Source organism: Streptomyces blastmyceticus (assembly GCF_039521185.1).
Taxonomy (GTDB): Bacteria; Actinomycetota; Actinomycetes; order Streptomycetales; family Streptomycetaceae; genus Streptomyces; species Streptomyces blastmyceticus.
The window spans coordinates 41,605-67,220 of sequence record NZ_BAAABW010000005.1; the positions used below are offsets into that span (position 1 = coordinate 41,605).

At 71.6% G+C, this 25,616-nt stretch carries 19 protein-coding genes and 1 pseudogene; 6 read left to right on the plus strand and 14 right to left on the minus strand.

Translation table 11 applies throughout. The features are described 5' to 3' along the window. Positions 1-60 precede the first annotated feature (60 nt). The gene (locus tag ABD269_RS05480; RefSeq protein ID WP_344116722.1) at positions 61-1,428 is read right to left on the minus strand and encodes a M16 family metallopeptidase; all 1,368 of its coding nucleotides are present in this window, start codon (positions 1,426-1,428) and stop codon (positions 61-63) included. Positions 1,429-1,451: 23 nt separating this feature from the next. After that, the gene (locus ABD269_RS05485) at positions 1,452-2,801 is read right to left on the minus strand and encodes a M16 family metallopeptidase (RefSeq protein WP_344116724.1); all 1,350 of its coding nucleotides are present in this window, start codon (positions 2,799-2,801) and stop codon (positions 1,452-1,454) included. A 236-nt stretch (positions 2,802-3,037) separates the two neighbouring features. Here ABD269_RS05485 and ABD269_RS05490 point away from each other — a divergent pair, with 236 nt between their 5' ends. Next, a complete protein-coding gene (locus tag ABD269_RS05490) occupies positions 3,038-5,500 on the plus strand; it encodes a DNA gyrase/topoisomerase IV subunit A (RefSeq protein WP_344116611.1) in 2,463 nt (820 codons plus the stop codon). A 52-nt stretch (positions 5,501-5,552) separates the two neighbouring features. Here the strand turns inward: ABD269_RS05490 and ABD269_RS05495 are convergent, their stop codons facing one another. Together ABD269_RS05495 and ABD269_RS05500 are read right to left on the minus strand one after the other, a co-directional pair. Next, positions 5,553-6,644 (minus strand): CobW family GTP-binding protein, encoded by a 1,092-nt coding sequence (locus ABD269_RS05495; protein WP_344116613.1) that lies wholly within the window; start codon positions 6,642-6,644, stop codon positions 5,553-5,555. 13 nt (positions 6,645-6,657) lie between these two features. Continuing rightward, on the minus strand, positions 6,658-7,809 hold the full coding sequence (locus tag ABD269_RS05500) for a citrate synthase/methylcitrate synthase (RefSeq protein WP_344116615.1): 1,152 nt from the start codon (positions 7,807-7,809) through the stop codon (positions 6,658-6,660). A gap of 122 nt (positions 7,810-7,931) precedes the next feature. Between ABD269_RS05500 and ABD269_RS05505 the strand changes: the two genes are divergently transcribed. Together ABD269_RS05505 and ABD269_RS05510 are read left to right on the plus strand one after the other, a co-directional pair. Then, positions 7,932-9,185: a citrate/2-methylcitrate synthase gene (locus ABD269_RS05505; RefSeq protein ID WP_344116617.1), complete on the plus strand. Its 1,254-nt coding sequence runs from the start codon at positions 7,932-7,934 to the stop codon at positions 9,183-9,185. Positions 9,186-9,275: 90 nt separating this feature from the next. Further along, complete coding sequence (locus ABD269_RS05510; RefSeq protein ID WP_301891857.1) at positions 9,276-10,190, plus strand: ferredoxin family protein; 915 nt, start codon at positions 9,276-9,278, stop codon at positions 10,188-10,190. Here the strand turns inward: ABD269_RS05510 and ABD269_RS05515 are convergent. From ABD269_RS05515 to ABD269_RS05525, 3 genes are all read right to left on the minus strand, one after another. Then, positions 10,174-11,232: an ABC transporter substrate-binding protein gene (locus tag ABD269_RS05515; protein ID WP_344116621.1), complete on the minus strand. Its 1,059-nt coding sequence runs from the start codon at positions 11,230-11,232 to the stop codon at positions 10,174-10,176. The two genes, ABD269_RS05510 and ABD269_RS05515, sit on opposite strands and share 17 nt — an antisense overlap. A gap of 77 nt (positions 11,233-11,309) precedes the next feature. Continuing rightward, positions 11,310-12,179, minus strand: coding sequence for an ABC transporter permease (locus ABD269_RS05520; protein ID WP_344116726.1), 870 nt, complete (start codon positions 12,177-12,179; stop codon positions 11,310-11,312). 4 nt (positions 12,180-12,183) lie between these two features. Beyond that, the gene (locus tag ABD269_RS05525) at positions 12,184-13,050 is read right to left on the minus strand and encodes an ABC transporter ATP-binding protein (protein WP_344116623.1); all 867 of its coding nucleotides are present in this window, start codon (positions 13,048-13,050) and stop codon (positions 12,184-12,186) included. Between the two features lie 240 nt (positions 13,051-13,290). On the opposite strand from ABD269_RS05525, the gene ABD269_RS05530 reads away from it, so the two are divergent. Together ABD269_RS05530 and ABD269_RS05535 are read left to right on the plus strand one after the other, a co-directional pair. After that, entirely contained in the window at positions 13,291-14,895 is a 1,605-nt protein-coding gene (locus ABD269_RS05530; RefSeq protein WP_301891860.1) for a sensor histidine kinase, read from the plus strand. Then, the gene (locus ABD269_RS05535; RefSeq protein WP_301891861.1) at positions 14,896-15,573 is read left to right on the plus strand and encodes a response regulator; all 678 of its coding nucleotides are present in this window, start codon (positions 14,896-14,898) and stop codon (positions 15,571-15,573) included. It begins immediately after the preceding gene. 43 nt (positions 15,574-15,616) lie between these two features. Here the strand turns inward: ABD269_RS05535 and ABD269_RS05540 are convergent, their stop codons facing one another. The 4 genes from ABD269_RS05540 to ABD269_RS05555 form a co-directional block, all read right to left on the minus strand. After that, complete coding sequence (locus tag ABD269_RS05540; RefSeq protein WP_344116627.1) at positions 15,617-16,486, minus strand: response regulator; 870 nt, start codon at positions 16,484-16,486, stop codon at positions 15,617-15,619. Further along, entirely contained in the window at positions 16,483-17,595 is a 1,113-nt protein-coding gene (locus tag ABD269_RS05545; protein ID WP_425572842.1) for a sensor histidine kinase, read from the minus strand. The genes ABD269_RS05540 and ABD269_RS05545 overlap by 4 nt, the downstream gene beginning before the upstream one ends. A 79-nt stretch (positions 17,596-17,674) precedes the next feature. Further along, the gene (locus ABD269_RS05550) at positions 17,675-18,163 is read right to left on the minus strand and encodes a DUF1453 domain-containing protein (protein WP_344116629.1); all 489 of its coding nucleotides are present in this window, start codon (positions 18,161-18,163) and stop codon (positions 17,675-17,677) included. A 286-nt stretch (positions 18,164-18,449) separates the two neighbouring features. After that, positions 18,450-20,570, minus strand: coding sequence for a DNA gyrase/topoisomerase IV subunit B (locus ABD269_RS05555; protein WP_301891864.1), 2,121 nt, complete (start codon positions 20,568-20,570; stop codon positions 18,450-18,452). Between the two features lie 433 nt (positions 20,571-21,003). Here ABD269_RS05555 and ABD269_RS05560 point away from each other — a divergent pair, with 433 nt between their 5' ends. Continuing rightward, on the plus strand, positions 21,004-21,234 hold the full coding sequence (locus ABD269_RS05560) for a DUF7455 domain-containing protein (protein WP_030260793.1): 231 nt from the start codon (positions 21,004-21,006) through the stop codon (positions 21,232-21,234). Between the two features lie 376 nt (positions 21,235-21,610). Here ABD269_RS05560 and ABD269_RS05565 read toward each other — a convergent pair. From ABD269_RS05565 to ABD269_RS05575, 3 genes and pseudogenes are all read right to left on the minus strand, one after another. Continuing rightward, a pseudogene (locus ABD269_RS05565) lies at positions 21,611-22,408 on the minus strand (S1 family peptidase); the annotation flags it as partial. A 186-nt stretch (positions 22,409-22,594) separates the two neighbouring features. Next, entirely contained in the window at positions 22,595-24,142 is a 1,548-nt protein-coding gene (locus ABD269_RS05570) for an RNA polymerase sigma factor (protein WP_301891865.1), read from the minus strand. Positions 24,143-24,569: 427 nt separating this feature from the next. Further along, entirely contained in the window at positions 24,570-25,508 is a 939-nt protein-coding gene (locus ABD269_RS05575) for a FadR/GntR family transcriptional regulator (RefSeq protein ID WP_116214265.1), read from the minus strand. Positions 25,509-25,616: the final 108 nt, after the last annotated feature.

Sequence of the window (25,616 nt, forward strand, 5' to 3'; positions counted from 1 at the left end):
TGGTGGCCGATGTCACTCGGCGTCAGACCTCTGCCGGCGGGCGTCGGTCGCCCTCGGGCGTCAGCCGCTGACGACGGTGACCTCGCCGATCCCGAGCGCCTTGACGGGCTCCTCGATCGCCGCGGCGTCACCGACGAGGACGGTCACGAGCCGGTCGACCGGGAAGGCGTTGACGACGGCGGCCGTCGCCTCCACGGTGCCGGTCTGCGCCATGCGCTCGTACAGCCGCGCCTGGAAGTCGTCCGGCAGGTACTGCTCGACCTGGTCGGCGAGCGTGCCCGCGACGGCGGCCGAGGTCTCGTACTTCAGCGGCGCGACACCGACGAGGTTCTGCACGGCGGCGTCCCGCTCGGCGTCGGTCAGGCCCTCGGCGGCGAGGGTGCGCAGCACCGTCCACAGGTCTTCCAGGGCGGGGCCGGTGGAGGCCGTGTCGACCGAGCCGCTGATGGCGAGCATGGCCGCGCCGGTGCCCTCCGGTGCGGAGCGCAGCACCTGGCCGAAGGACCGTACGCCGTAGGTGTAGCCCTTCTCCTCGCGCAGGACGCGGTCCAGACGGGAGGTCAGGGTGCCGCCGAGGCAGTAGGTGCCGAGCACCTGGGCGGGCCAGACGCGGTCGTGCCGGTCGGCGCCGATCCGGCCGATCAGCAGCTGCGTCTGGACGGCGCCGGGGCGGTCCACGATGACCACGCGGCCGGTGTCGTCCGCGGTGATCGGCGGCACGGGGCGGGGCTCGGCGGCGGAGCCGGTCCAGGCGCCCAGGGAGTCCGCGAGCACCGCTTCGAGGTCGACGCCGGTGAAGTCGCCGACGACCACGACGGTCGTGGTGGCGGGCCGCACGTGTGCCTCGTAGAAGGCGCGCACGGCGGCGGCGTCGATGCGCTCGACGGTCTCCTCGGTGCCCTGGCGGGGGCGCGACATGCGCGCGTCGGCCGGGAAGAGGTTCTTCGAGAGCGCCATGGCGGCACGGCGCGAGGGGTTGGCCAGCTCGTGCGGGATCTCGTCCAGGCGGTTGCGCACCAGCCGCTCGATCTCGCCGTCGGGGAACGCGGGGGCGCGCAGGGCGTCCGCGAGCAGGGCGAGGGCCTTGCCGAGGCGGGAGGCCGGCACCTCCAGGGAGACCCTGACGCCCGGGTGGTCGGCGTGGGCGTCGAGGGTGGCGCCGCAGCGCTCCAGCTCGGCGGTGAACTCCTCCGCGGTGTGCTTGTCGGTGCCCTCCGACAGGGCGCGCGCCATGATGGTGGCGACCCCGTCGAGGCCCTCCGGCTCGGCGTCCAGGGGCGCCAGGAGGTTGACCTCGACGGCCACGATCTGCTGGCCGGGGCGGTGGCAGCGCAGCACGGTGAGGCCGTTGGGCAGGGTGCCGCGCTCGGGGGCCGGGAAGGCCCAGGGGGTCGCCTCGCCGGCCCGCGGCCGCGGGTGGAAGGTCATGGTGCCGGTGGCCACGGCGTCGCTCACTGGGCCGTCTCCTCGTCGTTCAGGTCGTGCGCGGCGTTCTCGTCGGCGGGGGCGGTGGGCTCGTAGACCAGCACCCCGCGGTTGTCGGGGTGCAGCCTGGCCTTGGCGGCGCGCTGCACCTCCTCCGGGGTGATGTCGAGGGCGCGCTCCACCGCGGTGAGGGCGAGCTGCGGGTCGCCGAACAGCACGGCGAAGCGGCACAGTTCGTCGGCCCGGCCGCTGACCGTGGCGAGGCGGTCCAGCCACTCGCGCTCCAGCTGCGCCTGGGCGCGCTCCATCTCCTCCGGGGTCGGCCCCTCGGCGGCGAAGCGGGCCAGCTCGTCGTCGACGGCGGCCTCGATGTCGGCCACCTCGACGCCGCCGGACGCCTTGACGTCCAGCCAGCCGAGCGAGGGCGCGCCGGCGAGCCGCAGCATGCCGAAGCCCACGGCGACGGCGCTGCGGTCGTGGCGGACCAGGCGGTTGTAGAGCCGGGAGGACTCGCCGCTGCCGAGGACGGTCAGCGCGAGGTCGGCGGCGTCGGCGTCACGGGTGCCGTCGTGCGGGAGGCGGTAGGCGGCCATCAGGGCGCGCGCGGGCACCTCCTCGCGCACGACCTCGCGCAGCTCCTCGCCGATGGTGTCGGGCAGGGCGCCGTCGCGCGGCGGCTGCTTGGCGTCGTGCGCGGGGATGGAGCCGAAGTACTTCTCGACCCAGGCGAGGGTCTGCTCCGGGTCGATGTCGCCCACGACGGACAGGACGGCGTTGCCCGGCGCGTAGTACGTGCTGAAGAAGGCGCGGGCGTCCTCCAGGGACGCGGCGTCCAGGTCGGCCATGGAGCCGATGGGGGTGTGGTGGTACGGGTGGCCGTCGGGGAAGACCATGGCGGTCAGCTTCTCGAAGGCGGTGCCGTAGGGGACGTTGTCGTACCGCTGGCGGCGCTCGTTCTTGACGACGTCCCGCTGGTTCTCCATGGACTCGTCGTCGAGCGCGGTGAGCAGCGAGCCCATGCGGTCGGCTTCCAGCCACAGGGCCAGCTCCAGCTGGTGGGCCGGCATGGTCTCGAAATAGTTGGTCCGCTCGAAGCTGGTGGTGCCGTTGAGCGAACCGCCGGCGCCCTGCACCAGTTCGAAATGGCCGTTGCCCTTGACCTGGGCCGAGCCCTGGAACATAAGGTGCTCGAAGAGATGGGCGAGGCCGGTGCGGCCCTTGACCTCGTGGCGCGAGCCGACGTCGTACCAGAGGCAGACGGCGGCGACCGGGGTCAGGTGGTCTTCGGAGAGCACCACCCGCAGGCCATTGGCCAGGCGGTGCTCGGTCGCTGTCAGGCCGCTGGAACCGGCCTGTTGCGTGGCCGTGTGACCCATGGGCATGTACGTCCCTTCGATCGCGTGAAATCCCGCGTGGAGGCGCGCGATGGTTCGCGACGACTCGCGTGATGAACAGTCCTGTCACTGTATGCAAGCGCGCTGACATCTGGCGAAGTTCCCGGTGCGGTGCGCTCTTACGGACGGGTCGGTTGTCAACGTTGTCGGTGGGGCGGTCCACAATGGTCGGCGTCAGCATCCCGCCTCGGCAATCGATCGAAGGAGCAGCAGCCGCGATGGCCCGCCGCAGCACGAAGACCCCGCCGCCGGACGACTTCGAGGAGCGCATCCTCGACATCGACGTCGTCGACGAGATGCAGGGCTCCTTCCTCGAGTACGCCTACTCGGTCATCTACTCGCGCGCCCTGCCCGACGCCCGGGACGGTCTCAAGCCCGTCCAGCGCCGCATCCTCTTCCAGATGAACGAGATGGGCCTGCGTCCGGAGCGTTCCTATGTGAAGTGCGCACGCGTCGTCGGCGAGGTGATGGGCAAGCTCCACCCGCACGGTGACGCGTCCATCTACGACGCCCTGGTGCGCATGGCCCAGCCCTTCTCGATGCGCGTGCCGCTGGTCGACGGGCACGGCAACTTCGGTTCGCTGGGCAATGACGACCCGCCCGCGGCGATGCGCTACACCGAGGCGCGGATGGCGGCGACGACGTCGCTGATGACGGAGTCGATCGACGAGGACACCGTCGACTTCGCGCCGAACTACGACGGCAGCGAGCAGGAGCCGGTCGCGCTCCCCGCCGCCTATCCGAACCTCCTGGTCAACGGCGCCTCCGGGATCGCGGTCGGCATGGCGACGAACATGCCGCCGCACAACCTCGGCGAGGTCGTGGCCGCCGCCCGCCACCTGATCAAGCACCCGGGTGCCGACCTCGACACCCTGATGCGGTTCGTCCCCGGCCCCGACCTGCCCACGGGCGGCCGGATCGTGGGGCTGAACGGCGTCCGCGACGCCTATGAGACGGGCCGCGGCACCTTCAAGATCCGTGCCACGGTCGCCGTGGAGAACGTGACGGCCCGTCGCAAGGGCCTCGTCGTCACCGAGCTGCCCTACACCGTCGGCCCGGAGAAGGTGATCTCCAAGATCAAGGACCTGGTCGGCGCCAAGAAGATCCAGGGCATCGCCGACGTCAAGGACCTCACGGACCGCTCCCACGGCCTGCGTCTCGTCATCGAGATCAAGAACGGCTTCAACCCCGAGGCCGTGCTGGAGCAGCTCTACAAGCTGACGCCGATGGAGGAGTCCTTCGGCATCAACAACGTCGCGCTGGTGGACGGGCAGCCCCTGACGCTGGGTCTCAAGGAGCTGCTGGAGGTCTATGTCGACCACCGCTTCGAGGTGGTGCGGCGGCGCAGCGAGTTCCGGCGCACCAAGCGGCGGAACCGGCTGCACCTGGTCGAGGGCCTGCTGGTGGCGCTCCTCGACATCGACGAGGTCATCAGAATCATCCGATCGAGTGAGAATGCCGTGCAGGCCAAGGAGGGCCTGATCGCGCGCTTCTCGCTCTCCGAGATCCAGACGCAGTACATCCTCGACACCCCGCTGCGCCGCCTGACGAAGTTCGACCGGATCGAGCTGGAGTCGGAGCGCGACCGGCTGAACGAGGAGATCGCGAAGCTGACCGCGATCCTCGACTCCGACGCAGAGCTGCGCAAGCTGGTGTCCAACGAACTGGCCGACGTGGCGAAGAAGTTCGGCACCGACCGGCGGACGGTCCTGCTGGAGTCGGCGGGCTCCCCGGCGTCGGCCGTGCCCTTGGAGGTCGCGGACGACCCGTGCCGGGTGCTGCTCTCCTCCACCGGGCTGCTGGCCCGTACGGCGGGCGGTGAGCCGTTCCCCGACGACGGTGGCGAGCGGGCCGCCAAGCGCGTCAAGCACGATGTGATCGTCTCGGCGGTCCCGGCGACGGCCCGCGCGGACGTGGGCGCCGTGACCTCCACGGGCCGGCTGCTGCGCCTGGCGGTGATCGACCTGCCGCAGCTGCCGGAGACGGCGGCGGCACCCAGCCTGTCGGGCGGGGCCCCGGTCGCGGAGTTCCTGACGCTGGAGGACGGCGAACAGGTGGTGTGTCTCACCACCTTGGACGAGTCCTCGCCGGGCCTCGCGATCGGCACGGAGCAGGGCGTCGTCAAGCGCGTGGTCCCGGACTATCCGGCGAACAAGGAGGAGCTGGAGGTCATCACCCTCAAGGACGGTGACCGCATCGTCGGTGCGGTCGAGCTCCGTACGGGCGAGGAGGACCTGGTCTTCATCACGGACGACGCGCAGCTGCTGCGCTATCCGGCGGGGCAGGTGCGTCCGCAGGGCCGTCCGGCGGGCGGCATGGCGGGCATCAAGCTGGCGTCGGGGGCGAAGGTGATCTCCTTCACCGCGATCGATCCGGCGGTGGACGCGGCGGTGTTCACGGTGGCCGGTGCGGCCGGCACGCTGCTGGGCGCTTCGGAGACGACGGCGAAGCTGACGCCGTTCGACCAGTATCCGCGCAAGGGCCGGGCGACGGGCGGCGTGCGCTGCCAGCGCTTCCTCAAGGGCGAGGACTGCCTCGTCATGGCGTGGGCGGGCCCGTCCCCGGCCCGTGCGGCCGCGGCCAACGGCACCCCGGCCGACCTCCCGGAGCCCGATCCCCGCCGCGACGGCTCGGGCACGCCGCTGACGAAGCCGGTGGCGGTGGTGGCGGGCCCGGTGTAGGGACCGCAGCGTCGGAGGGCGCGCCTCGCAGAGGCGCGCCCTCCGACGGATGTCACCCCTGTGCGTAGCGCAGGACTCCCCACATCGCGTTCTCGTCCGCGTCCCGCGGCTCGACGCGGCGGCACCCCTCCAGCGCCGTCCGCAGGGCGTCCGCGTCGATTCCCGTGCCGATCAGCACCAGTTGGGTGAGCCGCTCCTCCGCCCGTCCCCATGGGGCGGCGTAGAAGCGCAGGAAGTCGCCGACCGCGTGCACCGCGTACCGCGTCCGCCGGTGCCCGTCCGCCCCGAAGTGGACGAAGCCCTTGATGCGGTACAGCCCCTCCGGCCGGTTGTCGAGGAAGTCCATCAGCCGCCGCGGGTCCATCGGTTCCGCGGCGGTGAAGGCGACGCTGTCGTACGCGGCGTGCAGATGACGGTGGCCGGGGCTGCCCCCCGCGCAGTCCCCGCCGCAGTCGTGCGTCCCGCAGCCGTGGCCGTGCTCTGCCTCATCCCGCACGAGGTCCTCGAAGGACAGCTGGCGTACCGCGCCCGGGGTCTCCTGCTCCCGGGGCTTGCGGTCGAAGAGGAGCTCGGGGTCGACCCGCCCGTGGACCGCCTCCAGGACGGGCCTGCCGGGCGCGAGACGGGCTAGCTCGTCGAGGACGGCCCGGCGGTCCTCCTCCCCCACCCGGTCCGCCTTGTTGAGGACGACGAGGTCGGCGATGGCCAGGTGGCGGTCGATCTCCGGGTGCCGGTCGCGCGTGCGGGCGAACTCGGCGGCGTCCACGACCTCGACCAGGCCGCCGTAGACGATGCTCTCGTTGTCGCTGGCGAGGATCATGCGGATGAGCTCTTGCGGTTCGGCCAGTCCGCTGGCCTCGATGACGATGACGTCGATCCGGGCGGCCGGCCGGGCGAGCTTGTCGAGGAATCCGTCGAGCTCGCTGGTGTCGACGGCGCAGCACAGGCAGCCGTTGCCCAGGGAGACCATGGAGTCGACCTGTCCCGCGACGCTCATCGCGTCGATCTCGATGCTGCCGAAGTCGTTGACGACCACGCCGATCCGGCTGCCCCCGCTGTGCCCGAGCAGGTGGTTGAGCAGGGTGGTCTTGCCGGACCCCAGGAAGCCCGCCAGCACGATGACCGGTATCTGTCGTTTCGCCAAGGGGCAGCCTCCGTCACAGGTCGGGCGCAGCGGGGACCGGCTGCGGCGGGGGCGGGCCGACATAGCGGGCCGCCGGGCGGATGATCTTCGAGTCCTCCGCCTGCTCCAGGATATTGGCGCTCCAGCCGATCACGCGGGCCGCACAGAACGTGGGCGTGAACATCTCCCTCGGCAGCCCGCACAGCTCCATGACGACGCCCGCGTAGAACTCCACGTTGGTGTGCAGCTCGCGCCCCGGCTTGAGCTCGGCGAGGATCGCCTCGACCTTTCCCTCGACCTCGACCGCGAGGTCCACCAGGGGGCCGCCGAAGTCCTGCGCGATGGTGCGCAGCATCCGTGAGCGCGGGTCCTCGGTGCGGTAGACGGGGTGCCCGAAGCCCATGATGCGGTCGCCGGCCAGGACGCGTTCCCGGATCCAGGGGTCGATGCGGTCGGGGGTGCCGATGGCGTCCAGGGTGTCCAGGGCGCGGCTGGGCGCGCCGCCGTGCAGCGGTCCCGACAGGGCTCCGACGGCGCCCCCGAGGCAGGCGACGAGGTCGGCGCCGGTGGAGGCGATGACGCGGGCGGTGAACGTCGAGGCGTTGAAGCCGTGGTCGACGGTGGAGATCAGATACCGCTCGATCGCGCGGGCCCGCCGGGGCTCGGGCTCGCGCCCGTCGAGCATGTAGAGGTAGTTGGCGGCGTACGACAGGTCGTCGCGCGGCTCGACGGGCGCGAGCCCCCGGCCGAGCCGGTGGAGCGCGGTGAGCAGGGTGGGGACGGCGGCGCAGGCGGCGAGGGCGTCGGCCTCGCGCCGGGCGGCGTCGGTGTCGTACAGCGGGCGCAGCCCGGCGGAGGCGCCGAGCAGCGAGAGCGCGGTGCGCAGCCCGGCGAGCGGGCCGGCGGGGGCGCAGGAGCGGGCGATGGCGGGCAGGGCGTCGCGTACGTCCGCAGGGAGCCGGCGCAGGGCGGCGGTCTCGGCGGTGAAGGCGGCGCGCTGTGCCGCGTCGGGGAGGGCGCCCCGGAACATCAGGTGCCAGACGTCCTCGAAGGAGCGGCTCCCGGCGAGCTCCACGGCGGAGAACTGGCGGTAGTGGTAAAAGCCCTCGCGGCCGCGGACGTCCCCCAGGGCGGTGTCGGTGACGACGACGCCCGCGAGTCCGCGCGGTACCTCGGTGATCGGCATTGCGATGTCTCCTCGATCCCTCGAGTGGTGCTCCCTCGAATCTTGATACGACTGTCCATCCTTGATTCAACAGCTGTCAACATTGATTGAATCAATATGTACGGCCCGCTACGGTGTGACCCATGGCGGATCATGTGACGGACGGCGCGGTGGCGGGCGGCGACGACAGAGGGCGGCTGACCACCCGTGAGGTCGCCGAGCGGCTGGGCGTCAAACCCGAGACGGTCTACGCGTATGTGAGCCGCGGCCAGCTCTCCAGCCGCCGCGGCCCCGGCGGCCGGGGCAGCACCTTCGACGCGCGGGAGGTCGACGCGCTCGCCCGGCGCGGCAGGCGGGAACCGACGTTCGGCGGCGAGACGGCGATCCGTACGGGCATCACGCTCATCGAGAAGGACCGGTACTTCTACCGCGGCGTCGACGCGACCGCGCTCGCCGAGCGCCACGCGTACGAGGAGGTGGCGGACTGGCTGTGGACCGGTGAGCTGCGGCGCGGCATCCGCTTCACCGCGCCCGGGGAGACGCTCGCCGCGGCGAGGCGCGCCGTGGCCGCGCTGCCCGCCCACAGCGGGCCCACCGACCGGCTGCGGGTGGCCGCGATCGCGGCGTCGACCGCGGATCCGCTGCGCTTCGACCTGTCTCCGGCGACCGTGCTCGGCACGGCCCGCGGCCTGATCCCGACGCTGGTCGACGCCCTGCCGCCCGCCGGTCCGCGGGCGGACGCCGACGACCGGCTCGCGCCGCGCCTGTGGTCGCGGCTGACGTCACGAGCCCCGGACGAGGCGTCGCTGCGCGCCCTGGAGGCCGCGCTCGTCCTGCTGATCGACCACGACCTCGCCGCCTCCACGCTCGCGGCGCGGGTCGCGGCGTCCGCGCGCTCCCATCCGTACGCCGTGGTCTCGGCGGGGCTCGGCGCGCTGGAGGGGCCGCTGCACGGCGCGGCGAGCGGCCTGGCCCACCGGATGCTGACGGAGGTGCTGGAGCGCGGCAGCGCCGGCGCGGTGGTGGCGGACCACCTGCGGGACGGCAGGCGCGTACCCGGCCTCGGCCACCGCCTCTACCCCGGGGCGGACCCGAGGGCGACCGCGCTCTTCGCCCGGCTGGAGTCGGTGCCGGGTGCCGGACGCGCCCTGGCGGCAGCCCGGGAGGTCGAGGCCACCACGGCCCGCCATGTGTCCCTGCACGCGAACGTGGACCTCGCGCTGGCCGTCCTTTCGGTCTCCTCGGGCATGCCGCCCGAGGCGGGCGAGACGGTCTTCGCGGTCGCGCGCACGGCGGGCTGGATCGCGCACGCCCTGGAGGAGTACGCGGAACGCCCGCTGCGCCTCCGCCCGACGGGTCACTATTGCGGGCCGAGGCCCCCGCAGCCGCTGCCGTGAGGCGCGTCCAGGGCTTGCGGGGACGCATGGTGGGCCGATGCCGGGGCCTCCCGCATACAACCTGCGGCAACCCAGGTTAGGCTAACCTTCGTGAGCACGTGCGCGACCGTCTCCCGTCAACTCTCCGAGCCGCTGGCAGGCACCGCCGCCACCGCCCGGACCTGGCTGCTGCTCGAACAGCCCGGCCCCTGGGGCGCCGACGCGCTCGCCACCAGCCACCTCGACCCCGCCGTCGGCCACGCGCTGGAGGCGGCCGCGGCGGGCACCGGCGTACGGATCGCCCTGATCCGGCGCCCCGGCCGCCACGCGGACTGCCACCGGCCCACCACGCAGCGGGTGTTCGTCGCCCACACCGCGCCGGGCCGCTCCTGGATCCGCACCACCGAATCGGCCGACCCGGCCGCGCTGGCGGCGCTGGACCTCGCCGCGCTCGGCGCGGGCGAGCACGGCGGGCTGTGGGAGCCGTACGACGGGGACCCGCTGGTGTTCGTCTGCACCAACGGCAAGCGCGACCGCTGCTGCGCCCTGCTCGGCAGGCCGCTCGCCGCCGAACTGGTCAGCGCGGGCGGCATCGAGACCTGGGAGGTCACCCACATCGGTGGCCACCGCTTCGCGCCGACCCTCTTCGTCCTCCCCTACGGCTACGCGTACGGGCGGGTCACCGCGCACGGCGTCAAGGACGTGCTCGAAGCGGTGCGCGACGGCCGGATCGTGACCGAGCAGTGCCGCGGCCGCTCGGCGTGGGGACGCCCCGGCCAGGCCGCCGAGCTGGCCGTACGCGAACTCACCGGCGAGGACGGCGCCGACGCCCTGGACGTGCCCCGCGCCGAGCCCGTCGACGGCGCGGCCGCGCACTGGTCCGTGACCGTCACCCACACCGACGGCCGCGCCTGGCGGGTCCTCGTCGAGCAGGGTGCCGCCGAGCCGCCCCGCCCGGAGAGCTGCGGCCGGACGCCCGGCACCCCGGCGCGCATGGACGTCGTGTCCGTCACCCCGCTTTCCTGACGAACTCCGTCGTATAGGTCTTCTCCAGGTCGATGTCGGCGTTCCGTATCGTGGGGTTGAACGCCTTGAGCACGTCGTGCACGGTCTTCGGCCCGTCGGCGGGCATCACACCGTCCCGTGTGAACATGGGCAGGGTGTTCCTGACGGCCTGGACGTAGAGTTCCTTTCCTCCCTTGGCGTAGTCGGCGGGCATCTTGGCGGCGATCTCCTCGGGGCTGTGCGCGGCCATCCACGCGAGGGTCTTCACGAAGGCGCCCGCGAGCTTGTGCACGGTCTCCTTGTGGCCGTTCACCCACGAGGTGTTCATGTAAAGGCTCGACGCGGGGTAGAGCCCGCCGAGCGCGGCCCGGGAGCCCTCGGGCGTCCGCAGGTCGACGAGCACCTTGCCGGTGCCCTGCGCGAGGATCTGCGCCACGGTCGGGTCGGTGGTCATCCCGCCGTCGATGGAGCCCTGCTGGAGTGCGGAGACGAAGGTCTGGCCCGCGCCGACGGCGACCGGGGTGAAGTCACCGACCTTCACGCCGTTCCGCACGGCCAGATACTTCGTCAGGAAGTCGGTGGACGAGCCGAGTCCGGTGACGCCCAGCTTCTTGCCCTTGAAGTCGGCGGGTGACGCCAGGCCGTCCTCCGCCTTCTTGGAGACAACCTCCACCTCGCCCGGGGTCTGCGCGAGTTGGACCACCGACTCCACCTGCTTGCCCTTCGCCTGGAGGTCGAGCGTGTGGTCGTAGAAGCCGACGACGCCCTGGACCTCGCCGGCGACGAGGGCGGTGGTGGCCTGCACTCCGGCGGGTTCGGTGAGAAGGCGGACGTCGAGACCCTGCTCCTGGAAGAAGCCGAGCCGCTGGGTGAGGACCGCCGGCAGGTAGATGACCTTGTCGAGGCCACCGACCATGATCTTCACGGTGTCCCCCGAGGTCTTGCCGCCACCGGAGTTCGCGCCGTTTCCGGACACCTCGTCGGCGCATCCGGTGAGGGCGATGGCCAGGGTCACGGCGGCGGCCGCGAGACGAAGGCGGCGGGTGCTGCTGATCGAACGCATGGCTGCTGTTCCTTACGTGAGGGGTGGGAGAGAAGGCGCAGGACCCGGCCCGTGCGGATCGGGCCGGGCGCGCGGCCTCAGCCACCCGCCCCCGGATCGACCGCCTTCCAGCGGAACAGCCGCCGCTCCGCGAACGTCAGCAGCCCCTCCGCCACCAGCGCGACCACGGCGAGGACGACCATCGCCGCATACACCCCCGCCGAGTTGAGCGCCCCTTGAGAAACGGAGACGAGCAGCCCGATCCCCTTCTCCGCCCCGATGTACTCCCCGACGATCGCCCCGATCAGCGCGAAGCCGAAGCTCACGTGCAGGCTGGTGAAGATCCAGGACGTGGCGGACGGCACGACGACCTGAAGGGTCACCCGGCGGTTGCTCGCGCCCAGGATGCGGGCGTTGGCGACCAGATTGCGGTCCACTTCCCGCGCCCCCTGGAACGCGTTGAAGAAGACCGGGAAGAAGACCAGCACCACGGCCGAGGCGACCTTGGACGCGGGCCCCAGGCCGAACCAGATGAGGAAGATGGGCGCGAGGACGATCCTCGGCAGCGCGTTGAGGATCTTGATGTACGGGCCGAGGACGTCGGCCAGGAAGCGCACCCGGCCGAGCGCGATGCCGAGGGCCACCCCGCCGGTCACCCCGATGATCCAGCCGAACAGGGCCTCGTAGAGCGTGTACCAGATCTGCTCGCCCAGCGAGCCCTGCGCGGTGCCGTGCGCCGTCCACTGCACGATCTGGTCCCAGATCTTCGACGGCATCGAGAAGTTGAAGGGATCGATGATCTTGTGGCGGGCCATCAGCTCCCAGGCCGCGAGCACCACGGCGAGCAGCAGCACCCGTACCGCGAGGACCAGCAGCTTCCGGTGCCGGGCGGCCCTGGCCCGCGCTTCCGTACGGCCCGTGGCACGCTTGGGCGCGGCCACCGGTGCGACGGCGGAACCGGACGGAATCGACTCATGCGACACGGTCGGCACCCCTCTCCCGGGTGATGCGGACCTCTTCGCCGAGCGACGACCAGATCTCGCGGTAGATCTCGACGAACTCCGCCTCCAGACGGATGGATTCGACCTTCCGCGGCCGGGGCAGCCGGACGGGGAAGACCTCCTTCACGGTGGCCGGACCGGCCGTCATCACGACCACCTTGTCGGCCAGCGCGATCGCCTCCTCCAGGTCATGGGTGACGAAGACGACGGACGCGGCCGTTCCGCCGGGCCGCCCACCGCCCCACAGTTCGAGGAGTTCGTCCGACATCAGCGCGCGGGTCTGCACGTCGAGCGCCGAGAACGGCTCGTCCATCAGCAGGATCGAGGGGTCTCCGACAAAGGTCTGGGCGAGTGCCACGCGCTTGCGCATGCCGCCGGAGAGCTGATGCGGATAGCGGTCGGCGAAGGCCGCGAGCCCCACCCGGCCGAGCCAGTCGAGGGCGCGCTCCCGCGCCTCGGCCTTCGGCACGCCGCGGAAGCGCGGGCCGGCCATCACATTGGACAGGACCGTGCGCCAGGGGAACACCGCGTCCTGCTGGAAGACGAACCCGACCTCCGGCCGGATCCCGGTCACGGGGTCGCCGCCGATGAGCACCTCACCCTCGGTCGGCTCCTCCAGCCCGCTGACCAGGGTGAGGGTGGTCGACTTCCCGCAGCCCGTGGGTCCCACCACGGCCACGAACTCACCGCGCCCCACGGTCAGGTCGAGATCGCGCACGGCCGTGTGCTCCGCTCCCGAGGGGGTACGGAACACCTTGCTCGCGCCGCGGAGCTCGATGGCCGGATTCCGGTCCGGTGGGGTGCCGCTGTGCGTAGTGTCGAGCGTCCCGCTGTTCATCGTGGTGCCTCCTGTGCCCGGCTCGTCCGCCCCGCGGTCCCTCGGGGCGGCAGGTGCTGGACGGTAAGGGCGGCGCGCCCCGCGGAGACAGCCTTGTGAGCGCTGTGCGGGTTGAGGGCACGAACCCTGTTCTGCTCGTTTTGCTCGCGGTAGAACAACGAAAGCGCTACGGAACCGGCCATTGGGCCGTGATCCGGCTACGTTCTGGTGGCACCTCGGCACGAGACGAAAGGGACCCCTATGCGCCCCCGGTGGCCCCGCCGCGTCTTCGCCCAGGTATTGCTCGTCCAGCTGCTGATCATCACCGGTGTCACCGGGCTCGCCGCCGGGCTCTTCCTCGCGCCCCTCGGCGCCCAGCTGGACGACCAGGCCGAGCGGCGGGCGCTGGCCATCGCCCAGGCCACCGCCGCCCAGCCCGCCATGGCCGACGCGCTGCTGACGGAACGGCCCACCCCCCAGGGGCCCGTACAGGCCGCCGCCGAACGCATCCGGCTGGCCACGGGCGCGAGCTATGTGGTGATCGTCGACGCCCGGGGCACCCGCTACTCCCACCCCTCGCCCGCGCGGATCGGCGAGCAGGTGAGCAGCGACCCCGGCACGGCCCTGAGCGGACAGGAGTGGAAGGGTATCGCCCAGGGCACGCTCGGCCGCTCGGCACGCGGCAAGGTGCCGCTGCGCGACGCCGAGGGCGCCGTCGTCGGTGCCGTCTCCGTCGGCATCGCCTACGACAATGTGCACGCGCTGCTGGTGCACGCGGTGCCGGGCATCCTGCTGTACGCCGGTGCCGCCCTCGGGGCCGGGGCGCTGGCGGCGCTCGCTGTCTCCCGGCGGCTGCGCAAGCGCACCCGCGGCATCGAACTCACCGAGATCTCCGCCCTGCTGGACGAGCGCGAGGCCATGCTGCACGGCATCCGCGAGGGCGTCGTCGCCCTGGACCGGCGGGGCCGCGTACGGCTCGTCAACGACGAGGCCCAGCGGCTGCTCGGGCTCGGACCGGACGCCACCGGGCAGCCGCTCGACAGCGTCCTGCCGCCCGGCCGGACCACGGATGTGCTGGCGGGGCGGGTGACGGGCACGGACCTGCTCACCGTCCGGGACGGGCGGGTCCTGGTCGCCAACCGGATGGACACCGCCGACGGGGGCACCGTGGCGACCCTGCGCGACCGCACCGAACTGGAGCAGCTGCGCCGGGAGCTCGACGGCACCCGCGGCCTGACCGACGCGCTGCGCGCCCAGGACCACGAGCACGCCAACCGGCTGCACACCCTGATCGGGCTGCTGGAGCTGGGGCTGTACGAGGAGGCCGCCGAGTTCCTGGCGGAGGTGACGGGCGCGCACCGGGCCACGGCCGAGCAGGTCGCCGAGCGGGTGCACGATCCGCTGGTCGGCGCGCTGCTGGTGGGCAAGAGCGCGGTGGCGGCGGAGCGGGGCGTGGCGCTGCGGGTGAGCCCTCGGACCCGGCTGCCCGACCGGGTGGTCGACCCCCGCGACCTGGTCACCGTCCTCGGCAATCTCGTGGACAACGCGCTGGACGCGGCCGCGGGCCGGACCGGCGGCGAACCGTTCGTGGAAGTGGAGCTGCGGACAGTGGGAGCCGCCCTGGTCGTGCACGTCGCCGACAACGGGCCCGGGGTGCCCGCCGCCGACCGCGAACGCGTCTTCGCCGACGGCTGGTCCACCAAACAATCGCCCCCGCACCGCCGCCGCGGGCTCGGACTCTCCCTCGTCAGAAGACTGGCCGAACGCTATGGGGGCTCGGCTCGGGCAAGTGAACGGGACGGCGGCGGCGCGGTGTTCACCGTGGAGTTGCCCGAAGCAGTGCGCTCACTCGAAGGGGTGAAGTAAATGATCGAAGTCCTGGTGGTGGACGACGACTTCCGCGTCGCCGAGATCAACGCCGCGTATGTCGCGCGCGTACCCGGCTTCCACGTCGGCGCCAAGGCCCACACCGCGGCCCAGGCCATGGCCGTGCTCGAACGGGGCGGCATCGACCTGATGCTCCTGGACCACTTCCTGCCCGACGAGACGGGGCTCTCCCTGGTGCGCCGGATGCGCCAGCGCGGCCACCTCACCGACGTGATCATGGTGACGGCCTCCCGGGACGTCGCGACGGTCCAGGCGGCAATGCGCTTCGGCGCCCTGCAGTACCTCGTCAAGCCCTTCACCTTCCCCGGGCTCCGGGTGAAGCTGGAGGCGTACGCGCAGCTGCGCCGGACCCTCGACGACGCGGACGAGGCGGGCCAGGACCAGGTCGACCGCATCTTCGGCACCCTGCGCACCGCCGCCACCAGCGTCCCCCTGCCGAAGGGGCACTCCGCGCCTACCGCCGAACTGATCCGCCGGGTGCTCTCGGACGCGGTGCGGCCCCTGTCGGCCCACGAGGTCGCCGACCGCGCGGGCCTGAGCCGCTCCACCGCACAGCGCTACCTCAAGCGCCTGGAGGAGTCCGGCAGACTCCGCCTCACCCTCAAATACGGCGAGACCGGCCGCCCGGAACACCGCTACGCCTGGACGGCCCGCTGAGCAGAACGCAAGCCCCCGCCCCCCTCTGTCGCCTGACCTTCCGTCAACTCCGCTGCGGGTCGGGCGGGATCACGATCCCGTAGCGGAACGCGTACCGCACGGCCTGCGCGCGGTCCCGCACCCCCGTCTTCGCGAAGAGGTTGTTGATGTGCGTCTTGACCGTCGCCGTGCTGACATGCAGCCGACGGGCGATCTCCGCGTTGGACAGCCCTTCCGCGACCAGGGACAGCACCTCCGCCTCACGCGCCGTCAGCCCGTCCGGCAACTCCCGGCGCGGCGCCGCGCCGAGGGCGGGCTCACGGAGGGGCGATGATCCGGCGGCGGCCGCGCGCGCCGCCGAGCCCTCCGCCTCGGGCCCGGAGAGCCGCTCCAGCAACCGGCGCTGCACATTGGGCGAGAGCCCCGCCTCCCCCGACATCACATGCCGCACCGCCCGCACGATCTCCTCCCCGCCGGCGTCCTTGGTGAGATACCCGCGCGCCCCGGCCCGCAGGGCGGGGAAAAGCGAGTCGTCATCGGCATAGGTGGTCAGGACCACGACCTGCGTCGACGGATACTCGGCGCGGATGCGCCGCGTCGCCTCCACCCCGTCGCAGCGCGGCATCCGAAGGTCCATCAGCACCACATCAGGAGCGTGCGCGGCCACCAGGCGCACCGCCTCATGACCGTCGGCCGCCGCCCCCACGACCTCGATCCCCGGCAGCAGCCCGAGCAGCATCACGATGCCCTCGCGCACCACGGTCTGGTCATCGGCCACCACGACCCGCGCCACCACGTCGCCACCGCCACCGCGTGCCCCCGCACGGCCCGAACTCCCCGCGCCTCCCCCGCCACCGGCATCAGCCGCGCCCCCGGCCCCGGCCCGGTCCCCCGCACCGGACGCCTCACCGCCGTCGGCCCCGCCAGCCGTCATGCCGGCACCCGCAAACGCACCACAAAGCCCTCCTGCTCAGGTCCGGCCGGTCCGGCCTCCAGCGTGCCGCCGAGCAGTTCGGCGCGCTCGCGCATCCCCAGCAGACCGTACCCGGCGCCGGACACCGCGAGATCCCCGGCATCCGCGTGGCCGCCCCTGTCACGGACCCACAGCTCCACCTCTCCCTCCAGATAGGTGAATCTCATCTCCACCCTGGCGCCTGGCGCGTGCTTGCGGACATTGGTCAGGGCCTCCTGGGTGACCCTGCGCACCGTCAGCCCGGCCTCCGCCGACAGGCTCCGCGGCTCCCCCGCCACCTCCAGGCATGCCCCCTCGGAGGCGGCCGACTCCCGCAGGAAGTCCTCGATGCGGGACATCTCGCCACGCAGGGCGGAGAGCGCCTGCCGGGTCTCGGCCAGCCCCTCGCGCGCCATGCCCCGGGCCGCCACCACCTGTTCCAGGATCCGCTGCCGGTCCTCCCCCCTCTCGATGAGCAGCCGTGCCGCCTCCAGGTACACCATCTGCGCGGAGAGACTGTGGGCGAGCACGTCATGGATCTCCCGGGCGATCCGGGCCCGTTCGGCGAGCGCCGCCGACTCGGCCTCCGCCCGGCGTGCCGCCCGCTCCTGGGCCAGCAGCCGGAACCCCGCCCCCCGCGCCTCCTCGTCCAGCCGCAGCGCGTATCCGACGACGGGCAGCCCCAGCGCCGTCAAGGCAACCACCGTCGGGTCGTCCGGGGTCGCCAGGGCGTACGACCCCATGGCTACCGCGGAGACGGCCACTCCGTACAACAGCGGGAGCCGCTCCATGCCGATGATCGCGCAGACGCTCCAGAGCACGGCCGCGGGCGAATGCACCCCTGCCAACTGGGAGCCCGCGCCGACCGCGTACAGCACCCCCAGCACCCCCAGGGACGGCCACAGCCGCCGGTCGAGCGTCGTACCGAAGTAGATCCGGATCCCGGCGACGCAGACCAGCAGCCCGAGGGCCAGGGCGGCGAACCCCCACCCGTGCAGCACATGGTCCTGCAGCACGCCCCACAGGAGCAGGGCCAGCAGGCCGAGCCGCACCACCCAGCTCATGACCCGGCGCCGCAGTGGCACCCCCATCCGGGAGAGCGCCTCGCGGGCGGGCCACTCGGTCCAGTTCTCGATCGGCACGTGGGGTCCTTCCGCCGCGACGTAGGTCTCAGCCACCGGCAGGGACACCGTACGCCGCGCGGAATCCCTGAGCCCGGTGGGCCAGCACGCCGGAACGGGCGAGGAGCATGGCCGCGATGGTCACCATCGACGCGGCACCGCTCTGGTGGACCCCGACCAGCGCGCCCAGACCATAGAGCGCGGCGCGCAGGGCCACCCCGCCGAGCCATATCGCGAGCGTGGCCTTGCCGCCCTGGGCCCAGAGTGCCCCGGACTCGTCGGACCATATTCGGGTGGTCCAGGCCCACGCGGCGCCGGTGGCGAGCCCGGCCAGCACCCCGCCGACCAGCAGGCCCACGGACTCCGCGCGATGCCCGGCGTCGATCAGCCCCGGCTCCCGGAAGGCCATGAAGCCGAGCACCACGGGCAGGACCCACCAGCGTCCGGCGTCGGCGGCCACCTGGCGCGGCCTCGTCTGCCGGGCGAGCACGGTCGCGCAGACGGCGACGATCACTACGACATCGAAAAAGCCGGACATGGGGAAAGCCTCCGTGGGGCGCGGATGGACGCGAACGATTCAACGCATCCGACGCTACGGATCCGGCTCCCGACCGGGATCGGACCACGGGTGGGCTTCGGGTGGATCCCGGGTGGAGATCATTCTCCACCCGGGGGTGGAGGCCCCCACCGGCGCACGGACCTCCCGATGCGGCACGTCGCCGCCGGACCACCACGGCACGGCCGCCTCCGGACGAGTGGGCGCCACGCCCGGCAATGGCCGGGGAGGCGCCCACATCAAGCGGCGATCGTCAGGCGACGGCCGGTCAGGCGTCGATGCGCGAGCGGTCCAGCGTCGCCGCGGAGTTGGTGATGAACTCCTTGCGCGGGGCGACCTCATTGCCCATCAGGAGGTCGAAGGCGCGTTCCGCCGCCTCCAGGTCGCTGATGTTGATGCGCCGCAGCGTGCGGTGGCGCGGGTCCATCGTGGTCTCCGCGAGCTGGTCGGCGTCCATCTCACCGAGGCCCTTGTAGCGCTGGATGCCCTCCTTGTAGCGGACGTTCTTCCGGTCCAGCTCCAGCAGCGTCTGGCGCAGCTCGCTGTCGGAGTAGGTGTAGATGTACTTGTCCTGCCCCTTCTTGGGCTGGGTCAGCTCCACCCGGTGCAGCGGAGGCACCGCCGAGAAGACCCGCCCCTCCTCCACCATGGGCCGCATGTAGCGCTGGAAGAGAGTCAGCAGCAGGCAGCGGATGTGCGCGCCGTCCACATCGGCGTCGGCGAGGAAGATCACCTTCCCGTAGCGCGCCGCGTCGATGTCGAAGGTCCGGCCGGACCCCGCCCCTATCACCTGGATGATCGCGCCGCACTCGGCGTTCTTGAGCATGTCGGAGACCGACGACTTCTGGACGTTGAGGATCTTGCCGCGGATCGGGAGCAGCGCCTGGAACTCGGAGTTCCGCGCCAGCTTCGCCGTGCCGAGCGCCGAGTCGCCCTCGACGATGAACAGCTCGCTGCGCTCGACGTCGTCACTGCGGCAGTCGGCGAGCTTGGCCGGCAGCGAGGAGGACTCCAGTGCCGTCTTCCGCCGCTGGGCCTCCTTGTGCTGCCGGGCGGCGATGCGCGTACGGGCCGCCGCGACGACCTTCTCCATGACGGCCCGCGCCTGCTGCTTGGCGTCGCGCTTGGTGGAGGTCAGGAACGCCTTGAGCTCCTTGGCGACCACGTTCGCCACGATCCGGGTGGCGGCCGAGGTGCCCAGGACCTCCTTGGTCTGGCCCTCGAACTGCGGCTCGGCCAGGCGGACGGTCACGACGGCGGTGAGGCCCTCCATGGCGTCGTCCTTGACGACGTCGTCCTCGGCGACCCGCAGGAGCTTCGAGGACCGGAGCACCTCGTTGACCGTCTTGGTGATCGACCGCTCGAATCCGGTCACATGCGTGCCGCCCTTGGGGGTGGCGATGATGTTGACGAAGGACTTGACCGCCGCGTCGTAGCCCGTGCCCCAGCGGAGGGCGATGTCCACGCCGAGCTCGCGGGTGACCTCGGTCGGGGTCATGTGCCCGCGGTCGTCGAGGACCGGGACGGTCTCCTTGAAGGTGCCCTGGCCGGTCAGCCGCAGCACGTCGCACACGGCCTTGTCCTGCGCGAGGTACTCGCAGAACTCGCTGATGCCGCCGTCGTAGCGGAACGTCTCCTCGGTACTGCCCTCGCCGTCGAGGCCGCGCTCGTCGCGGACGACGATGGTCAGCCCCGGCACGAGGAACGCGGTCTGCCGGGCGCGCCCGTACAGCGTCTCCAGGGAGAGCTTCGCGTCCTTGAGGAAGATCTGGCGGTCCGCCCAGTAGCGGACACGGGTGCCGGTGCGGGCCTTGGGGACCTTCTTGCCCTTGAGGAGGCCGTTGGCCGGGTCGAAGGGCGCGTCCGGGCCGGACTCGGTGAAGATGCCGGGGACGCCGCGCCGGAAGCTGATCGCGTGGGTCCGGCTGTTGCGGTCCACCTCCACGTCCAGTCGCGCGGAGAGCGCGTTGACCACGGAGGCGCCCACGCCGTGCAGACCGCCGGAGGCGGCGTACGAACCGCCGCCGAACTTGCCGCCCGCGTGCAGCTTGGTCATCACGACCTCGACGCCGGACAGCCCGGTCTTGGGCTCCACGTCCACGGGGATGCCGCGGCCGTTGTCCCGGACCTCCACCGAGCCGTCGTCGTGGAGGATCACCTCGATGAGGTCGCAGAAACCGCCCAGGGCCTCGTCGACGGAATTGTCGATGATCTCCCACAGGCAGTGCATCAAGCCACGGCTGTCGGTGGAGCCGATATACATACCGGGGCGCTTGCGGACGGCCTCAAGACCCTCGAGGACGAGCAGGTGCCGCGCGGTGTAGTTGGATCCGTCCCGGTCTGCCCCGGTCAGCAACGCAGTGGACGGCACGGACATATCGGCGGTCACGCGGTTCGCTCCTCGCTGAATTTCTTTTTGGCCCCGGTCGGGCGCGGTCATGGCTCGGTCGCCGTTCAGAGGGTACCGAGGCCTGGTAGAGCCTTTGCGCAGCCACCCGTAGGAATGCCCATGCTAGTCCAGAGTCGATCACACGTTCGATGACTCGATGGAGTGACGTGCACATCACGTTCCATTGGAGGCATGAACCATTTAGGCTCCGGGCACGTCCTCAAGAACAACCCGGCAAGCCGGCCGGGGAGGACCAAAGACCCCCAGCGACGTGAAACCGTAAGCCCACGCAATACGGCTCATTCGCCGCCAACCGTCAAGATCCGGCCCACTCGGAAGGAACTTTCGAGGAAAAGCCACGAGCGGGAACGTTTTCGGCCTGGTTGGATGTTGACCCTGGTACGACAGCTCGTCGAGCTAGAGAAGAGGCGACGTGACTACTGTTCTGACCCCCGCGAGCCCGCTGACGGCCGCTGACCGCTGCGACCGATGCGGCGCTCAGGCTTACCTGCGCGTCGTTCTCATGAGCGGCGGCGAACTGCTCTTCTGCGCCCACCATGGGCGTAAGTTCGAGCCAGAACTCAAGAAGATCGCCGCGGAGATACAGGACGAGACGGAGCGGCTCACCGCCTCTCCGGCGTCCGCGTCCGACGAGGACCGTTGAGTCCGCAATGGAACGCTGACACATCGCATCCGACGACGAGCGAGGTCCGGCCATCCAGGGCCGGACAGCCGCGGGCGGCCACCCCCACGGGGGAGGTCGCCCGCTCTCGTGTGCTCAACCACATGACCGCGGCACCCACGGCGGCGGGCAGACATGCCTCCATATGCCCTCACGGCGCTCACCACGGCCTTCTCGGCCGCGCCCTGGGACCATGCCGCACGCCTCGCGGGACAGCCCGTGACACGAGCTGCTGGGCGATCGGCGGCAGCTGCACCACAGGGGCGATCCGCTCCGGTTCCGGCGGCGCGGTCCGTGCGGGCGGCTCGGCCGCCTGAGCGGCGGGTGGCGCGGCCTGCTTCGCGCTCTCGGTCACTCGTGCCGCCACCAGCGGCTTGACCGCCGAGATGCGCGTATAGACCCCTGGATGGCCCTTCTGGGCGCAACCGCTGCCCCAGGACACCAGTCCGATCAGCCGCCCCCGCGCGACCAGCGGCCCGCCGCTGTCGCCCTGGCAGGCGTCCTTGCCGCCGTCCGGCAGCCCGCCGCACAGCATCGAACCCCTGCGGTAGACCCCCTCCGCGCTCCCCGGGTAGGCCCGCTCGCACAGGGCGTCGTCCAGCACGAGCAGCCTGGCCGTACGGAGGGTCTCCGAATAGGTGCCGTCGCCGTACACGTCGCCCCAGCCGTAGACCATGGCCGGCGTGCCCGTCCGGTAGACCGGATCGCCCGACTGCGCCATCGGGAGGACGCGGCCCCCCGGCACCGGCTCCTTGAGGGTGAGTACGGCGACGTCACCCGCGTTGGTCCCGGCGTCGTACCCGGGGTTGACCCAGGTGTCGCGGAGCTCCAGCTCGGCCCCGCCCACTCCCCGCAGATCGTCCCTGCCGGTGATGATCCGGAGGTCCTTCGCCTCGCTCACATCCATGCCGAGCACTTCGTGGCTCAGACAGTGCGCCGCCGTGATGACCGTCCTGGGCCCCACCACGACGCCGCCGCAGAACTGCCCCGACCGGGCGGGCCCGAACCGCTGGCGGCTCGCCAGGGCCACGGCCCAGGGCGCCTCCGAGGCCCGCACCGACTGTCCCCCGACGATCACCCGGTCCGCCGCTGCCGGAGCAGGGGCCGCGAGCAGCAGCGCGATGGCGCCGGCCAGCGGATAGCTCAGGGAACGCATGCGGTCTCCTGACGGTGCGGAGTTCCTTGCACACCCAGGGTCAACCCGCGCGCCGATCACCGCATCCCGAAGCCGGACGGCCGTACTCCGAATTCGCACCCGGCCCCCGGGGAAGCCCGAAGGCCCGGCACCTCCGCGAGAGAGGGCCGGGCCTTCGGGACCTGCTGATCCGGTTGTTTCCGTCCGTCAGTCCAGGTAGTCCCGGAGGACCTGGGAACGGGACGGGTGGCGCAGCTTAGACATCGTCTTCGACTCGATCTGACGGATGCGCTCACGCGTCACCCCGTAGACCTTGCCGATCTCGTCGAGGGTCTTCGGCTGACCGTCGGTGAGACCGAAGCGCATCGAGACGACGCCCGCCTCACGCTCGCTGAGCGTGTCCAGGACGGAGTGCAGCTGCTCCTGGAGCAGGGTGAAGCTGACGGCGTCAGCCGGCACGACCGCCTCGGAGTCCTCGATGAGGTCACCGAACTCGCTGTCGCCGTCCTCACCCAGGGGGGTGTGGAGGGAGATCGGCTCACGGCCGTACTTCTGGACCTCGATGACCTTCTCGGGGGTCATGTCGAGCTCCTTGGCCAGCTCCTCCGGGGTGGGCTCGCGGCCCAGGTCCTGGAGCATCTGGCGCTGGACACGCGCGAGCTTGTTGATGACCTCGACCATGTGCACCGGGATACGGATGGTGCGGGCCTGGTCGGCCATCGCGCGCGTGATGGCCTGGCGGATCCACCAGGTCGCATACGTCGAGAACTTGTAACCCTTGGTGTAGTCGAACTTCTCGACGGCGCGGATCAGACCGAGGTTGCCCTCCTGGATGAGGTCCAGGAAGAGCATGCCGCGGCCGGTGTAGCGCTTGGCCAGGGAGACCACCAGTCGGAGGTTGGCCTCCAGCAGGTGGTTCTTGGCGCGGCGCCCGTCCTCGGCGATGATCTCCAGCTCGCGCTTGAGCTTGGGCGCGAGCTTGTCGGAGTTCGCCAGCTTGTCCTCGGCGAACAGACCCGCCTCGATGCGCTTGGCGAGCTCGACCTCCTGCTCGGCGTTGAGGAGGGGGACCTTGCCGATCTGCTTGAGGTAGTCCTTGACCGGGTCGGCGGTGGCACCGGCCACCGCGACCTGCTGCGCGGGCGCGTCGTCCTCGTCCTCGTCGGACAGGACGAAGCCCTTGTTCTCGCCGGTCTCGTCCTCGTCCTCGCCACCCTTGCCCGGGGTGGGGGTCTCGTCGACGAGCTCGTCGTCGAGCAGCTCGTCGGCGTCCTTCTTGGAGGCGGTCTTCTTCGCCGCCGTCTTCTTGGTGGCAGCCTTCTTGGCCACCGTCTTCTTCGCCGCCGCCTTCTTGGTGGCGGCCTTCTTCACGGGCGAGCCCACGGCATCGTCACCGTCGCCGTACGCGTCCGTGGTGGACGTCGCGGACGCGGTCTGCCGTGCCGTGACCGTCTTGGACGCCACGGCCTTGGTGGCGGTGCGCTTCGCCGGGCTCTTCGCTGCGACGCTCTTGCGGGTGCGCTTGGGCGCCTCGGCGGCACTGACCATCAGCGTCACACCCTCCTCGTCGAGGACCTGGTTGAGGCTGCGCAGAACATTCTTCCACTGGGTTGGCGGAATCTGGTCAGCCTCGAAGGCCCGACGCACGTCGTCGCCGGCGATCTGCCCCTCGGCCTTTCCCTGCTCGATGAGCGCCATCAGAGACTCGGATTCGGCGATCTCCGGCGGGAGCGTACGGGATGTGCTGGCCGACACGAACAACCTCTCGGAACGATGGAAACGGCTTTCGGTCCCGGCTCCCTCTGGACGAGGACCGGTTCCGACGACCGCCGGCAAGGATGAACCGGCGGCGCGGGTGATGAATGCAGAGGGACACAGCGCCTCGAGCGAGGCCCGTATTCCTTCCGCGGCTACCACCTCTTTAGTCATCGCACTGCCTCAAAGAGCGTTACGCCCAATCCTCGTGGCCCGAGTCACACCCCATAAGGGATGGAAGGCCACTCAAGTGGACAGAACACCCCGATGCGCCCCCGCCCGAGTTCCGGGGGCGCCATGTGCCGTCCGTCCACAACAGCTCGCGCATGCGACCGGACGTGCGGCCGTACGCGCGAGCCGTGTCCACGGTCTCGCGCATGCGGCCCGTCCGTGCGACCCGCCGGTGCCGTTCCGCTCTTCCGTGCCGTCAGTGCTCGCGGGGCGCCGGCACCACGCGCTCGACGTCCGGGTGGGCGACGAGCAGTTGACGCATCGCGGCCTCCGCCCCGGCGGCGTCCCCCGCACCCACGGCGTCGACGATCCGGAGGTGATGGCCCACACCCGCTTCCGTGGGACGGTCGCAGCCGCCCGAGGGCGCGCCCGAGACGTGCAGTGCGGAGGAGACGATGCCCGCGAGGTGCTCCAGCATGCGGTTGCCCGCGACCTGGAGCAGCAGCGAGTGGAACTCGGCGTCGGCGCGCGAGAAGGTGAGCGAGTCACCCTGCGCCAGCGCGTGGCCCATGATCTCGGCCATGTCGGCGAGGCGCTGCTGGACGTCCTCGCGCCCGTGCCCGGCGGCGAGTCGCGCCGCGAGCGGCTCGATGGTCCAGCGGAGCTCGCAGAGCTCGCGGCGCTGGTCGTCGCGCTGGGGGCCGAAGGCCCGCCACTCGATGATGTCGGGGTCGAGGAGGTTCCAGTCGCTGACGGGACGGACCCGGGTGCCGACGTTGGGGCGGGCGCTGACCAGGCCCTTGGCCTCGAGGACGCGCAGGGACTCGCGGACGACGGTGCGGGAGACCTCGAACCGCTGCCCGATCTCCTCGGGGACGAGCGGGCGGTCGGCCCCCAGATCGCCGGAGACGATCATCTGGCCGAGCTGCTGCACGAGCTGGCCGTGCAGTCCTCGGCCGCGACTGCCGGCCGCGCGACGGCCGGCTCGGCTCAGCTCCGCCTCACCGTCCCACGCGGGCGGGGCCCCGCGGTCGACCCCTGGGGTCTCCGCGTAGGGGTAACGGTCAAGCTCGCCCGGGCCGGCGAGGCCGGTGTCGGCGGGGCGAGCCGCGGTCATCATGGTGTGCGCAAGGGTACTCACGCCTCCTTTGTCGGCGACACCTCGAAGTCCCTTGAGGTCTTTGGTGAAAAGCACACGAAAGGGTGATCGCCCATTACCTCACAATTGACGCCCAAATGGACAGAACGGGGCACTCTCCGGGGTGGTGTAAATGCGGAGAGTGACGACTTCGGCGCCTGCCAC

Bases quoted from the DNA above. Each gene is read 5' to 3' on its own strand.
- ABD269_RS05480 (WP_344116722.1), bottom strand. From the start codon at position 1,428: ATGACCTTCCACCCGCGGCCGCGGGCCGGCGAGGCGACCCCCTGGGCC.
- ABD269_RS05485 (WP_344116724.1), bottom strand. From the start codon at position 2,801: ATGGGTCACACGGCCACGCAACAGGCCGGTTCCAGCGGCCTGACAGCG.
- ABD269_RS05490 (WP_344116611.1), top strand. From the start codon at position 3,038: ATGGCCCGCCGCAGCACGAAGACCCCGCCGCCGGACGACTTCGAGGAG.
- ABD269_RS05500 (WP_344116615.1), bottom strand. From the start codon at position 7,809: ATGCCGATCACCGAGGTACCGCGCGGACTCGCGGGCGTCGTCGTCACC.
- ABD269_RS05505 (WP_344116617.1), top strand. From the start codon at position 7,932: ATGGCGGATCATGTGACGGACGGCGCGGTGGCGGGCGGCGACGACAGA.
- ABD269_RS05515 (WP_344116621.1), bottom strand. From the start codon at position 11,232: ATGCGTTCGATCAGCAGCACCCGCCGCCTTCGTCTCGCGGCCGCCGCC.
- ABD269_RS05525 (WP_344116623.1), bottom strand. From the start codon at position 13,050: ATGAACAGCGGGACGCTCGACACTACGCACAGCGGCACCCCACCGGAC.
- ABD269_RS05530 (WP_301891860.1), top strand. From the start codon at position 13,291: ATGCGCCCCCGGTGGCCCCGCCGCGTCTTCGCCCAGGTATTGCTCGTC.
- ABD269_RS05535 (WP_301891861.1), top strand. From the start codon at position 14,896: ATGATCGAAGTCCTGGTGGTGGACGACGACTTCCGCGTCGCCGAGATC.
- ABD269_RS05540 (WP_344116627.1), bottom strand. From the start codon at position 16,486: ATGACGGCTGGCGGGGCCGACGGCGGTGAGGCGTCCGGTGCGGGGGAC.
- ABD269_RS05545 (WP_425572842.1), bottom strand. From the start codon at position 17,595: ATGGGGGTGCCACTGCGGCGCCGGGTCATGAGCTGGGTGGTGCGGCTC.
- ABD269_RS05550 (WP_344116629.1), bottom strand. From the start codon at position 18,163: ATGTCCGGCTTTTTCGATGTCGTAGTGATCGTCGCCGTCTGCGCGACC.